The organism is Sinimarinibacterium arenosum (assembly GCF_005047655.1).
GTDB lineage: Bacteria > Pseudomonadota > Gammaproteobacteria > Nevskiales > Nevskiaceae > Solimonas.
This window is the reverse complement of the sequence record NZ_SUKF01000001.1, coordinates 180,631-193,641: the sequence shown is the minus strand read 5'-3', so window position 1 is coordinate 193,641 and position 13,011 is coordinate 180,631. Positions and strand designations below refer to the sequence as shown.

General features: G+C 60.9%; 15 protein-coding genes. 4 read left to right on the top strand and 11 right to left on the bottom strand.

All coding sequences use genetic code 11. From position 1 onward, the window contains the following. Positions 1-51: 51 nt before the first annotated feature. The 8 genes from E4T66_RS00905 to E4T66_RS00870 form a co-directional block, all read right to left on the bottom strand. Positions 52-684, bottom strand: coding sequence for a DUF6691 family protein (locus tag E4T66_RS00905; protein WP_136847033.1), 633 nt, complete (start codon positions 682-684; stop codon positions 52-54). Beyond that, positions 681-1,196 carry a YeeE/YedE thiosulfate transporter family protein gene (locus tag E4T66_RS00900; protein WP_136847032.1) on the bottom strand — a complete coding sequence of 172 codons (516 nt, stop codon included), beginning with the start codon at positions 1,194-1,196 and terminating at the stop codon, positions 681-683. The genes E4T66_RS00905 and E4T66_RS00900 overlap by 4 nt, the downstream gene beginning before the upstream one ends. Positions 1,197-1,396: 200 nt before the next feature. Further along, positions 1,397-2,092 carry a phosphoglycolate phosphatase gene (gene gph / locus E4T66_RS00895; RefSeq protein ID WP_136847031.1) on the bottom strand — a complete coding sequence of 232 codons (696 nt, stop codon included), beginning with the start codon at positions 2,090-2,092 and terminating at the stop codon, positions 1,397-1,399. A 6-nt stretch (positions 2,093-2,098) separates the two neighbouring features. Continuing rightward, a complete protein-coding gene (locus E4T66_RS00890; protein WP_136847030.1) occupies positions 2,099-2,971 on the bottom strand; it encodes a phosphoribulokinase in 873 nt (290 codons plus the stop codon). Positions 2,972-3,030: 59 nt separating this feature from the next. Next, complete coding sequence (locus E4T66_RS00885; RefSeq protein ID WP_136847494.1) at positions 3,031-4,104, bottom strand: class 1 fructose-bisphosphatase; 1,074 nt, start codon at positions 4,102-4,104, stop codon at positions 3,031-3,033. Between the two features lie 5 nt (positions 4,105-4,109). Further along, on the bottom strand, positions 4,110-5,054 hold the full coding sequence (gene cbbX / locus E4T66_RS00880; RefSeq protein WP_136847029.1) for a CbbX protein: 945 nt from the start codon (positions 5,052-5,054) through the stop codon (positions 4,110-4,112). Next, entirely contained in the window at positions 5,051-5,479 is a 429-nt protein-coding gene (locus tag E4T66_RS00875) for a ribulose bisphosphate carboxylase small subunit (RefSeq protein WP_136847028.1), read from the bottom strand. The genes cbbX and E4T66_RS00875 overlap by 4 nt, the downstream gene beginning before the upstream one ends. 16 nt (positions 5,480-5,495) lie before the next feature. Beyond that, positions 5,496-6,983, bottom strand: coding sequence for a ribulose-bisphosphate carboxylase large subunit (locus E4T66_RS00870; RefSeq protein WP_136847027.1), 1,488 nt, complete (start codon positions 6,981-6,983; stop codon positions 5,496-5,498). A gap of 100 nt (positions 6,984-7,083) precedes the next feature. Between E4T66_RS00870 and E4T66_RS00865 the strand changes: the two genes are divergently transcribed. Both E4T66_RS00865 and E4T66_RS00860 read left to right on the top strand, forming a co-directional pair. Further along, the gene (locus tag E4T66_RS00865; protein ID WP_136847026.1) at positions 7,084-8,055 is read left to right on the top strand and encodes a LysR family transcriptional regulator; all 972 of its coding nucleotides are present in this window, start codon (positions 7,084-7,086) and stop codon (positions 8,053-8,055) included. A gap of 76 nt (positions 8,056-8,131) precedes the next feature. Continuing rightward, complete coding sequence (locus E4T66_RS00860) at positions 8,132-8,593, top strand: DsrE family protein (RefSeq protein WP_136847025.1); 462 nt, start codon at positions 8,132-8,134, stop codon at positions 8,591-8,593. 69 nt (positions 8,594-8,662) lie between these two features. Here the strand turns inward: E4T66_RS00860 and E4T66_RS00855 are convergent, their stop codons facing one another. The 3 genes from E4T66_RS00855 to E4T66_RS00845 all read right to left on the bottom strand — a co-directional run bounded on the left by E4T66_RS00855 (position 8,663) and on the right by E4T66_RS00845 (position 12,133). Further along, positions 8,663-9,592, bottom strand: a complete 930-nt coding sequence (locus tag E4T66_RS00855) for a hypothetical protein (RefSeq protein ID WP_136847024.1) — start codon at positions 9,590-9,592, stop codon at positions 8,663-8,665. 48 nt (positions 9,593-9,640) lie between these two features. After that, complete coding sequence (locus tag E4T66_RS00850; protein WP_248679339.1) at positions 9,641-11,080, bottom strand: OmpP1/FadL family transporter; 1,440 nt, start codon at positions 11,078-11,080, stop codon at positions 9,641-9,643. Positions 11,081-11,839: 759 nt separating this feature from the next. After that, on the bottom strand, positions 11,840-12,133 hold the full coding sequence (locus tag E4T66_RS00845) for a hypothetical protein (protein ID WP_136847022.1): 294 nt from the start codon (positions 12,131-12,133) through the stop codon (positions 11,840-11,842). An 89-nt stretch (positions 12,134-12,222) separates the two neighbouring features. Between E4T66_RS00845 and E4T66_RS00840 the strand changes: the two genes are divergently transcribed. Continuing rightward, positions 12,223-12,537, top strand: coding sequence for a putative signal transducing protein (locus E4T66_RS00840; protein ID WP_136847021.1), 315 nt, complete (start codon positions 12,223-12,225; stop codon positions 12,535-12,537). Beyond that, on the top strand, positions 12,537-13,010 hold the full coding sequence (gene trmL / locus E4T66_RS00835) for a tRNA (uridine(34)/cytosine(34)/5-carboxymethylaminomethyluridine(34)-2'-O)-methyltransferase TrmL (protein ID WP_136847020.1): 474 nt from the start codon (positions 12,537-12,539) through the stop codon (positions 13,008-13,010). The genes E4T66_RS00840 and trmL overlap by 1 nt, the downstream gene beginning before the upstream one ends. Position 13,011 lies beyond the last annotated feature (1 nt).

Here is a 13,011-nt window from a genome sequence, read left to right as displayed (position 1 = left end):
TCAACATACGTTTTCGGGCCCACGACTTGCGGCCCTCGTGAACTCGCCCGTTCAGGTCGCGTTGCGTGTGGCACCACCGATCCGCGGCTGTGCAGTTGACGCACGGCTCGAAGGCGTTGCGCATGGGGCATCAGGAACCGGGCCGCGCGTCAGCCAGCCAACCACCACCGCTACGGCCAACAGAGCGACCAGCACTACCCAAGTCGGCAAGTGCAGCAGCTGCGGAACAGTTTGTGCCTCCGGGCCGGGGAGCGCGTCGAGCACGGGTTCAAGACGCTCGTAGACGCCGGAAAAAGCCAAGGTACCGAACAGCAGGCCGACGAAGAACACCAGTCCATCAATGCGTCCTGACATGAAGCTGACCACTGAGGTGCCGGGACAGTAGCCCCCGATCGCCATACCCGCACCGACGCCGACGCCGCCCAGCAGCGTCGCCCACACGTAAGTCGTCGGAATGTAGATCATCTCTGATGGCATCACGCCGGTCAGATCCAACAGATACAGCCCGAGCGCGCACACCAGAATCGCCGTGAACATCACCTTGAATACGGCCCAGTCACGGAAGCGCAGCTGCGCGGTCAACTTGCATCCACTGGCAAAGCCCGCGCGCTCAAGCGCGAAACCAAAAATAAGACCGCAGATCAGGCCCGACGCCACACCGCTGATTGCCATGGGAAATGTCATTGCCAAAACCTCTTCATCAACAGGCCGAATCCGGCCCCGGTTGCAAAGAATCCGATCAGGAACAGAAATCCGGCCGTCGCCAGCGTTGCCGCGCCGGACAGCCCCAGACCGCTGGTACATCCCAGCGACATCCGTGCACCAAAGGCCGCGATGGCGCCACCAGCGAATGCCAGCAGCAATCGTGTGCCTATTTTGAGGCGCCCCGGTCCGTCTACCGTGATCCTGAATCGACCGGCGGTAACTGCAGCAATCAATGCCCCCAGTGCCAGCCCGATAACCTGCCAGGTGATCCACGAATCCAGTGGATTGGCACCGTCCTCGACCATCGAACCCATGTAACTGTTGGCTTCGGTGGCCTCCGGTGCGGCAACATGTGCGAGCGCCGCGGTCAGGCGAGTGGTGAATCCACTGGCGCCCAGACCATGTCCGGTCATCATGAACGTCAGCAACAGACCGGCGCCCAGCAAGGCTCCAGCAGCGTAGGGATTCCACAGTGGTTTGGGCTGATTCATGGCTGATTCCCTTCAGAATCCGCATCTCTGTTCAATGGCGCGCGCCCGACAGACGCATTGCAACGTCTAATCATGCTTGATCTCCTCATCTATTTATCGCCGGAGGGATATACCCATGCCCGTATGGGTGTGATTTACACCACGGGCACTCAGGCGTCAATGCTGCAGTGCGCCATTACCCCGGCACTGCGAACCATCCGTCACACACAGGCGGCGGTCGCGCCACGCACCTCGATCAGCTCCGCAAGCGAGTCAATCACGCGGTCAGGTCGCGCTTCGGCTATCGGCCGCCCGGCGTTGTAGCCATAGCTGACCGCCCAGCACGACACGCCCGCAGCGCGGGCAGTTGCGACGTCCACTGCGGAATCACCCACCAGCAGCGCACGACTCGGCGCCACTCCGCAGTGCTGCAGACAGTGGCGGACAGTGCGCGGGTCCGGCTTGCGCACCGGCAAGGTATCCCCGGCGACAACCGGTGCAAACCAGCCGGACAGGCCATGAGACTGCAACAGCGCGTCGACGAACCGTCCTTCCTTGTTGGTCACAAGCGCCATGATCTGGCCACGTCGCCGTAGCTCCTGGAGTGTTTCGCGAACCCCGGCGAACAAAGTGCTGCCGGTGCCTACGCGGCGCGCGTGATGGCGTGCAAACTGCGCAAACAGACGATCGAGCACCGCCGCATCACGCAGGCTCAACAGGCTTCGCCGCGTGCGCGCGGCGTACGCCTGCCGCAACGTCTCGCGTGCGCCATGCCCGATCCAGTTGCGCACTTCCGAAAGCGGCAGCGGAGCAATGCCCTCGTCACTGAGCACGTCATTGATCGTGTCGGCGATCTCCGACGCGGTATCGATCAACGTGCCGTCGAGATCAAACAGAATCAGATCAAATTGTGGCATGGCCCCTCAGGCTCGTCGCTTCTGGTCCATCAACCGCAAAATCATCGGCGTCAGAATCAGTTGCAGGGCCAGCCCCATCTTTCCACCTGGCACCAGGATATTGTTCGGCCGACTCATCCACGAGCCATCCAGCATCGACAGCAGGTAGGGAAAATCGATTCCATGTGGATCCGCGAAACGGATCACGACCATGCTTTCGTCTGCCGTCGGGACATCCTTGGCAATGAACGGATTCGACGTATCGACCGTCGGCACCCGCTGGAAATTTACATGCGTCCGCGAGAACTGTGGGCAGATGTGATTCACGTAATCCGGCATGCGGCGAAGGATCGTGTCGACCACGGCTTCCTGCGAATAGCCACGCATGTTCTGATCACGATGCAGCTTCTGGATCCATTCCAGATTGATGATCGGGACCACGCCGATCAGCAGATCGACATGGCGCGCGCAGTTGACCTGCTCGTCGGCATACCCTCCGTGCAGACCCTCGTAGAAAAGCAGATCGGTGCCCGCTTCGACCTCGTTCCACGGTGTGAAGGTTCCGGCCGACTGCCCGGCCGCCTCGGCCTCGACGTGATCGTGCAAATAGCGTCGCGTGCGACAGCGGCCGGTTGCCGCATACTGCGCGAAGGTCTGTTCCAGATCCGCGAGGAGATTCGCCTCCGGACCGAAATGACTGAAATTGCGATGCCCCTGCGTTTCATGCTCGGCCATTGCCGCGCGCATGCCGACACGGTCATAGCGGTGAAAAGCATCGCCTTCGATCACCGCCGCCTTCAATTTTTCGCGCCGGAAGATGTGCTCGAACGCGCGCATCACCGTCGTCGTGCCGGCACCGGACGATCCGGTGACGGCCATGATTGGATGTTTGATCGACATCATGTGCTCCTGTCGTCATGCGACGATCAACGCCGCACCAGCAGTCAGGCTTCTGACCTTCAAACCTCGGCGCGATAAAGCGAGCGCTCCTTGAACAGCGGGCTGCGATACGGTTTGTCAGTGCCCTGTTCGTACTCGCCGTGGTAGCGCTCGATCCGCTCTATTTCAGCTCTGGATCCAAGAATGACCGGAATCCGCTGATGCATGTCTTCGGGCACAACTTCCATCAGGCGCATGCGCCCGGTTGATGCGGCGCCACCGGCCTGTTCGACCACAAACGCAATCGGATTGGCTTCATACATCAACCGCAGACGCCCAGGCCGCGTCGGATCGCGGAAGTCCCGCGGGTACAGAAAGACGCCGCCGCGCATCAGAATGCGATGGACATCAGCGACCATCGAAGCGATCCAGCGCATGTTGAAATCACGCTCGCGCACGCCGGTGGCGCCCGCCTTGCATTCAGTCACGTACCGTTGCACCGGCGGCTCCCAGAAGCGTTCGTTGCTGGTGTTGATCGCAAACTCGCTGGTCTCCGGTGGAATCGCAATACTGGGGTGCGTCAGCACAAAGTTGCCGACCTCACGATCAAGCGTGAATCCATGCGTCCCTTTGCCGACTGTCAGCACAAGCATTGTCGCCGGGCCATAGATTGCGTAGCCGGCCGCAACCTGGCGCACACCCGGCTGCAGAAAATCGGCTGCGACGGGCGTCTCGGAGCTTGCGTGGCGCAACACCGAAAAAATGGTGCCAACCGACACGTTCATTGCCACATTGGATGAGCCGTCCAGGGGATCGAACACCAGCAGATAGCGTCCGACCGGCCCGTCTGTTTCGACTGGGATGGGCTGTTCGTTCTCTTCCGAAGCCATGCCGGCGACGAGTCCGTTCCAGTTGCAATGCTCGATCATGATGGTGTCAGCCAGCACATCAAGCTTGGTCTGCGCCTCGCCATGCACGTTTTCGCTGCCCGCATCGCCGTGATGACCACCCAGCGCGCCGCGCCCGGTCAATGCGGCAATGGTCTTGACGGCCGCGGCGACGTCCACCAGCAAGCCCGCCAGCTGTCCTCCATCGTCCAGATCCTGCAGATGCTCGATCAGAAACTTGGACAAGGTGGTGCGTCCGGTATACATGCGCGTCATGTCGTTTCTCCGTGAGACACCGCGTCGAGTTCCTGGAACACGCGGGAAGCGTGCAGGTCCGCTGCAGACAGTGTGCTGAGCGCGACCTGATCGACCGCCTGTGGCAATGCGAACAGGCGATTGGCCTGCCGCAGACGCGCACGGTCCAGCGCATTTCGAATCGAGCGCGCATTGGCAAAGTTCGGCCGACGCACCCGACGCTCGATGTACTCTCGCATCGCCTGCTCGCCCGAAGCGTCCAGTCGATAGTTCATCTGCGCCAGCATCAGCTGCGCGATCTGCATCAGCTCATCTTCGCTGTAGTCCGGAAACTCGATGTGATGCGCGATGCGCGAGGCCATGCCTGCGTTGGCGCGAAAGAAAGTTTCCATCCGATCCTTGTAGCCGGCCAGAATCACAACAAAGTCGTCACGATGATTCTCCATCGCCTGCAGCAGGATCTCGATCGCTTCCTGCCCATAGTCACGCTCGTTTTCCGGACGATAGAGATAGTAGGCCTCGTCGATGAACAGCACGCCGCCCATGGCCCGTTTCAGGATCTCCTTGGTCTTGGGTGCGGTGTGACCGATGTACTGACCGACAAGATCGTCCCGCGTCACCGACACCAGATGGCCTTTGCGCACGTAGCCCAGCCGATGCAGGATGTCGGCCATGCGCGTAGCCACCGTCGTCTTGCCGGTACCCGGGTTGCCGCTGAAGCACATGTGCAGACTCGGCGGCGAAACTTCCAGACCGAACTGCTTGCGCGCCCGCGAGACCAGCAGGAAGGCAGCGATCTCGCGCAGGCGTCGCTTCACGGGCGCCAGTCCAATCAGCTCCCGATCGAGCTGGTCCAGCACGCTTTGCACATCCGACTCGCGCAGCAACGCCTGCAAATCGATGGTGCCTTCCGTCAATGCGGACGACTCGCGCGCGGCAAGGATCGTTTGATCCGCGCTCATGGATCAGCCCGATATCGCTCTTCAGGCGATCGGTCGGCCGCATAGCCATGCAGGCGGTAGCGCATGTTGCGACCCTCACCTTCCTGGCGATCAAGACCGAAGCCGGGCTCTTCGTCAGGTCGATTGACGATGAACGCCATGCGGATTGACTCCACTCCGCGCGTGGAATCAAAAGCGCACAGGCGAATGTATCCCCGTCCGCAGGCTTTGCGACACTCATTCAATGCGTGCAATACGCCCGCACCGTCGCGCAAATCGAACATCGGCGTGCCCCACATTTCCCAGTAGGTGTTGCGAGGATGCGGGTCGTCTGTGTACTCGATCGCCCAGGCCCAGCCACGCTCGAGACCGTAGTCGACTTGCAAGCGAATCTCCTCATCGGTGAGGTCAGGCAGAAAAGAGAATGCACCTTGGGTCAGTCGCATGATCGATGCTCCAGGTTCAGGCCGACGCCGTCGCGGTGGCGACGAAGTCCGGCGTATCGGTGGACGTGTAGTTGAAGCTCACGTCCTTCCAGGTTTCCAGCGCCTGCTTCAGCGGCGTGCACCAGCGCGCGGCAGCCGCCAGAATTTCCGGCCCCTCGTGATCAATATCACGTCCCTCATTGCGCGCCTTGGTCATCGCCTCCAACGCCACCCGGTTTGCGGTCGCACCGGCCTGGATGCCGGCTGGATGCCCGATGGTGCCGCCACCGAACTGCAGGATGACGTCGTCGCCGAACAGCGACAGCAGTTGATGCATCTGCCCCGCATGAATGCCGCCGGATGCCACAGGCATCACCTTGGCCAGATCGGCCCAGTCCTGTTCGAAGAACAGGCCTCGTGCCAGATCCTGCTGCGTCACCGCGTCGCGGCAGACGTTGTAGTAACCCTGCACTGTCATCGGATCACCCTCCAGCTTTCCGACCGCGGTACCGGCATGCAGATGGTCGACACCCGCCAAACGCAGCCACTTGGCAATCACGCGGAACGATACGCCGTGATTCTTCTGCCGCGTATAGGTGCCATGCCCGGCGCGATGCATGTGAAGAATCATGTCGTTGTTGCGGCACCAGCGACTGATTGACTGGATCGCGGTATAGCCGATGACCAGATCGATCATCACAATCGGGGCTCCGAGCTGCTTGGCAAATTCGGCGCGCTCGTACATGTCCTCCATCGTACCGGCGGTGATGTTGAGGTAGTGTCCTTTGACCTCACCGCTGCTCGCGACCGCACGGTTGACTGCCTCGGTGCAATACAGGAAGCGGTCACGCCAGTGCATGAACGCCTGCGAGTTGATGTTCTCGTCGTCCTTGGTGAAATCGAGTCCGCCTTTGAGCGCCTCATAGACCACGCGACCGTAGTTGCGTCCGGACAACCCCAGCTTCGGCTTCATCGTCGCGCCGAGCAGCGCTCGACCATAATTGTTCAGTCGCTCACGCTCGACCACGATGCCAGTCGGCGGCCCCGGAAACGTCTTCACGTAAGCCACGGGGATGCGCATGTCTTCCAGACGGCAGGCGCGCAGTGGCTTGAACGAGAACACGTTGCCGATGATTGATGCCGTGAGATTGGCAATCGAGCCGGCCTCGAACAGGATCAGGTCATAGGCCACATAGGCAAAGTACTGCTGTGGCGTCGCCGTTCCGGCGCCGGTGTTTGGCACCTCGTCCACTTGATACGCCTTGGCGCGATAGCTATCGCACGCGGTCAGACGGTCGGTCCAGACCACAGTCCAGGTCGCGGTCGATGATTCCCCTGCTACGGCTGCCGCAGCCTCAATGGCATCAACGCCCTCTTGCGGGGTAATCCTGAACACACAGATCAGATCGGTGTCCTTGGGCGTGTAGTCGGGCTGCCAGTAGCCCATTTCGCGGTACTTGAGCACGCCGGCGTCGTAGCGGCCACGCGGGCGGTCTGCAGTGGTTGTCGTCGCGAAATCATTCATCGTTGCGCTCCAGTGATCTACTTGGGCTTGCAGCGATCCTAGGTGGGGTATAGGTTAAATGGAATTCACAATAACTTAGGTAGAAGTTCAGGATTTACTGATGTTTCGCGCCACCACACGTCAGCTGCAGGTTTTTACCGCGGTCGCCCGACACCTGAGCTTTGTGCGCGCGGCGGAGGAGTTGCATTTGACGCCACCGGCCATCTCGATGCAGATCCGGCAACTCGAATCCCTGGTCGGCCTGCCTCTGTTCGAACGCAACAGCAGCGCGGTATCACTGACAATTACCGGTGAATACTTGCTGATTCACGCACGGCGCGTGCTGTCGGCACTGAAGGATGCCGAAGACATGATTGCGCGGTTGCGGCGAGTCGAGACCGGTCGATTGACCATCGGCATGCTGGGGACCGCCAAGTATTTCCTGCCGAGCCTGATGTCGGGTTTCCTGCACGATCACCCCGGAGTCGAGATCAAACTGACCGAAGGCAATCGACAGAATCTAGTCGAGTGCCTGCATCGAAATGAAATCGACCTGGCCATCATGGGGCGCCCGCCGAGCGAGCTGGACACCCGAGCCGAGCCGTTTGCGCCGCATCCTCTGGCATTTGTCGCCGCCGCCGATCATCCCCTGGCCCAGCTTGAGGCGGTGACCCCGATACAACTCAGTGCGGAGCCATTCATCATGCGCGAACACGGATCAGGCACGCGGCTGGCCATGGAAAGCTGCCTGCGTCGCTGGCGGGTCCATCCACCTGTGATCATGCAGATGACCAGCAACGAGAGCATCAAGCAGGCGGTGATTGCGCGCATGGGCCTGTCGTTTCTGTCGCTGCACACAATCGAAACCGAGCTGTCGCTGGGTCGTCTGCGCTGGCTTCCCATCGCTGACACACCGCTGATCCGACAGTGGCACATCGTTCATCTGCGAGCACGTGCGCTGTCTCCAGCTGCCGAAGCGTTTCGCTATGACATCCTCGAACGCGGCGCTGCGTTTCTGCGCACCCACTTCCCGCTGGCGAGCTCGGCGCGGGCAGTCGAAATGCCAGGCACACCGGACGAGTCGCCAACCTGATAGCGCTTGCGCACACGGCACGGCAAGCCATCCACGAAGCCCGCCGCCAACCCTACATCCACCAGGAGTCGAACCAATGGACGACACAAGCAACCCGCAGCGCCGACGCTTGCTGCAACGACTCGCCGGCCTTGCTTCCGTGCTGGGCACCGGCGCTGCCAGTGCGGCCACAGTGGAACACGCCGCACAGGAACGCGTGGTTTACCACATCGACGACAGCGCACGGGCCATCGGTGCACTCCGCAATATCACCAATCATCTCGACGCGCGGCCGCAGACCAAGATCATCGTCGTCGCACTCGGACGCGGGATCGATTTCCTGGTTGACGGACATCGGGACGACCGCGGCAATTCCTACGATGCGCTGGTCGATCCCCTGATGCTGCGCGGCGTTGAGTTCCGCGTCTGCAACAACTCATTGCTGGGTCGCCACGTCGAGCCCGGCGCACTGCTGCCGGACGTGCAGGTTGTACCGTCCGGCGTTGCCGAGGTTGCGCGTCTGCAGCTTCAGGAGGGCTGCGCCTACATCAAACCCTAGGTCGCATCGGCCGCACAGACCGCGCGCCTGCCGGCCACCGCGCACTGCGGCAGCCGGCACGCGCTCAAATCAGAAGTTGAAACCCTTGTCCTTGCCGCCGCCCGCCACCTTGCGCAGCAATTCCTCGATCGCGCCCGGGCTCGACATCAGCTTGCCGAAAGTCACCATGGTCAGATCCGGGTGCCAGACCGCCATGCGAAAACGCATGTGCAGAGCGACCACGTCTTTGCCATCGACCATCAACTGGTACGGAAGATACGCAGTGGTCTTGATGTCAAAGTTCTTGTCGACCACGTCCATCATGATGTGTTGATCGTTGGCCGCCTGATCCTTGACACTGGCGCGCGAGATCCCGAACACCGTCTGCTGCTTGCCGGGGATATCGATTCGATACACCTTGGCGGCGCCTCCGACCTGCTTGGCCAGATTGTCCTCGACGGCCTTCACCGCTTCCTCATAGCTGGCGTGGCTGCCCAGCTTGTAGAAATCGTCGAAATGCTCCATGCCAAGCATGTAATTGAAGCTGCGCAGATCATCCGGCTCGCGACCCTTCTCAGTGCCGAAGGTCCCGGCCTGACCCAACGCCTCCTTCAATTTGGCACTGACGCCCGACAGATCAGCGCTGATACGGTACGCAGCGGCGACGTAGGCGGGATTCAGGTAGCTGATCTGAACCTTCCCATCGCTTTCGGTCAATGCGACATGCTCAGCCGCAGCAAAGCCGCCACGCGCGTCGCCTGCCGCAGCCTGCAACAATTCGGGGCTCGTAACTGCAATTACCTGCGCACCGGCATAAGGGCTGAACTCGCCGATGATTTCGAATCCCGCCGCGGTCAGCTTGCCCTTGACCGCCTCGACCTGCGTCGCCATCGCGCCGTCTGCGGTCGATGCCAGCACATAGGGTTGGATCGGCGCAGCCCAAGCCGACGGAACCATCAGCAAGCCCGCACCCAACAGCATCCCCACGCCCGCTGCCGCTCGCATTCTTTGAATATTCATTGTGCTCTCTCCAGTCGATGACCCGCTCTGATCGGTGCTACGCGCGCGCTAGAAGCGGTAGCTGATCCCGATGACCGCTTCCCATTGATGCATGTCCAGCGACAGATCCTGATCCTGCGGATCCGAGCCGAATGCATCTGCGGTGCTGCCACCGAATCCGATCAGATCAATCACTGTGGCGTCGGTGTTGCTCAGCGGATTCTTGCCACGAACCGGATTGTCTTCTGCGTACATGAACGATAGATCGAAGCCCAGTGCGCTCGACATCTGGTAGGACACGCCAGCGGTGTAGTGCATCTCGACCACGGCAGGCGCCAGAATGTTGAACAGCACTTCGCTGCTGGGAATCGGCTGGTTGGTAATGCTGTAGCCCAGGCGGAACTTGAAACTGGCGAACTTCAGCTGATAGCCGAGCTTGTAGACGTCCATGTCCTCCCAGCCGAATCCCGGCCCACTCGACGACCCGAGACAGGCGTCGGGATTCTTCTCTGGGGCTGTAATCAGGGCACCAAACAATGGATTCTCAGCAAGGAAGTCACCCAGCAGTACCGGTATTGCACATTCGTTGATGAAGCGGTTGGGATTCAGCGGATTGCCGACCGAATTGATCTCGCTGTAGTTGATCCGCTGCCAATCAAAGGCAAGACGCTGGTTTTCGCTGATGTGAGCCGAGATGCCGACATTCCACGACGACGGAATGTCGAAGCCGCCCTGTTCGGCAAACAGGCCCTTGTACTTCTTGAACTCGGACATGTAGATCCGCGTCTGATAGGACGCACCGATGCCGAACCCAGAGATTGCTCCAGTCAAAAAACCGATGCGCCCACCAAAGCCGTACGACGTGTCGTAACCATTGTCCGAAACGCTGTCCGGATCATTCGAGAAGCGCGCAAACGCTTTCAGACCGTCGGCACGAAAGCGCTGTCCCGCGAAAATCGGCGAAATGCCCACCGAGGTGCGATCTCCAACCTTGCGCGAATAGAACGGCGCGATAAACAACTGGATCAGATCAACGCCCGCCGTCTTGTCGCCGTAACCGCACAGATGTGCCTGGTCCTCGACACCTTCAACCGGCTGTCCGCCGCCGAATGTGCCGTAGCACTGGGTTTCGAAGTTGATATCAAGCAACAGCGTCGTCGGATCCTGCATCGCCAGCCCCTGGGCGAAGCGCGCGGTATTGCCGTGATATTCGGTGTTCATGCCGCCGTTGCCGTACATCGCAAAACCCCAGCTCTGCACGTCATCGATTTCCCAGTTCACGGCCATCCCCGGGATGTAGTACAGATCGTTATCGCTACGGATCGTCTTGGGATCGATCGTGAAGATGCTTTGCTGCGCGTCCGGCCCACGCTCGGTGGCGGTGTAGTCGCGCACAGGCGCAAACAAGCCCAGATTGAAGTCGAAGCGATTTCCGACCCAGGCAGAACCGCCCGGATTGATCGTCGAAATCAGCGAATCTTCAACCAGCGCGGTACCTGCACCACCCATCGCGGACTGCGACGCGCTGTACCCGTGCGCGAAGTACCCATTGGTTGCCGCAGCTGGTCCACACAACGTCAGTGACGCGACTGAAGCCAGAATGCATCGCCTGAACAGCGGGGCGATTCCGGATTTTCGCGGGACTTCCGCAGGCACTGCCCCTACACCGCCTGATCCATTCCCGATGTCATGCCACATACTCGATTCTCCTCAAAACCGATGTCGATCCGCACGCCGAGCCCCTCGGCACGCGCACTCCCTGTTCGATGCAGATGCGCACGCGGCAGGTCATCCCCGCGGCGACGAACATCGCACGGCCATGCAAAACAATAGGGAAGAATTGTGATGATGCTCAGAAGATGTGAGCTCGCCATTCGACCGCACCTCAGCGGACACAGCGAGGATTCCCCGAACTACCTGGGCTGATGCCGACCTGCCACCCTCTGCGTAAGACACGCAGCGACTGACAGCATCGCACCGGTCACACCCCATCATCACTGCTCTCCTCTTCGCATCATGCGTCGGCGGGTACCGCCGGAAAGGGGCAGCCCAACCTTATGCTTTTCAGAACCTCGACGCGGCACGGCCGGCGGTCGATGAGTCATCTGATGTAATGCGGCAGACGCTACCGTGTAGAGTATCCACGGTCAAGCAAGTGCTCGGGGCGCCGCACGCACGCGGCGACGCGGACTTGTCAGTTCGAGGAGATACAGAGGCAGAACGCCCTGAACGCGCCGCAAGCCGGGGCGCGCGAGGTTTGCCCGCGCGCTACCAGCTTTCGCCGAGCGGTCGCGTGAAAGTGTATTGGGCCGGCTCGACGATCAGTTTCTTGGCCGGCGTGCTGAAGTCCATCTGCACCATCGCAATCGGCAGCTGCAGGACGTACAGGCCCGCTCCCGCAACGGTGACCACCAGACTGAGGGGCCGGACCACCACCAAATCGAATGCCATCGCAGGCGCCGACGGCGTATCGTCGACCATCACGTTTGGAGACTGCGCATTGGCTGCGAAAGCCGAAACGGCGATCGCCACCGCCGCCGCAAGAGCCGTGATCTTTTTCATGGCGCATTCTTCTACACTGGAACAGTGTTCCGAGCCTAGGCCCGAATGGGCATACTGTCAACGTTAAATAATGCCCGCAAGTCATTGGGATGAAGGCAATTTACCATCCGGCCGACCCGGTCGAAGCGGAAATTTTGCGGGCCTATCTGGCCGCGCACGGAATTGACGCCAGCATCTTCGGCGCCGGGCTGTGGAGCGCGCGCGGCGAACTTCCGGCCGATCCGGGAACACGCCTGGTCCTTCGCGACGCGCGTGACACCGAGCATGCAACCCAGTTGCTGCAGCGCTACGAGCGGCATCGCCATGCACATGGCGTATGGCAGTGCCCATGCGGCGAACAATCGCCGATCACCTTCGAAACCTGCTGGGCCTGCGGCAGCGACCGCCCAACGCCGGATCAATAATGCATATCGCGCTCTACCAGCCCGAAATTCCACCGAATACGGGCAACATCATTCGCTTGTGCGCCAACGCAGGCGCGCAGCTGCATCTGATCCACCCACTGGGATTCCGGCTTGACGAGAGCTCGGTGCGCCGCGCGGGCCTGGACTACCACTGGCTCGTGAACATCCGGCAGCACCCGCACTGGCAGGATCTGACCGCATCGCTGCCCGATGCGCGCATCTTCGCGTTTACCACCCGCGGTACGCAGCGCTATGACCAGATCCGCTATCAGGACGACGATGTGCTGCTGTTCGGGCCGGAAACCCGCGGGCTTCCGGACGAAATCCTGCAACAGGTGCCCGCAACACAGTGGCTCCGAGTGCCCATGGTGCCCGCCAGTCGCAGCGTGAACCTGTCAAATACCGTCGCGATTGCGCTGTATGAAGCGTGGCGGCAGCAGGACTTCGCAGGGGCAATTGACCCGCGGCAGTAGC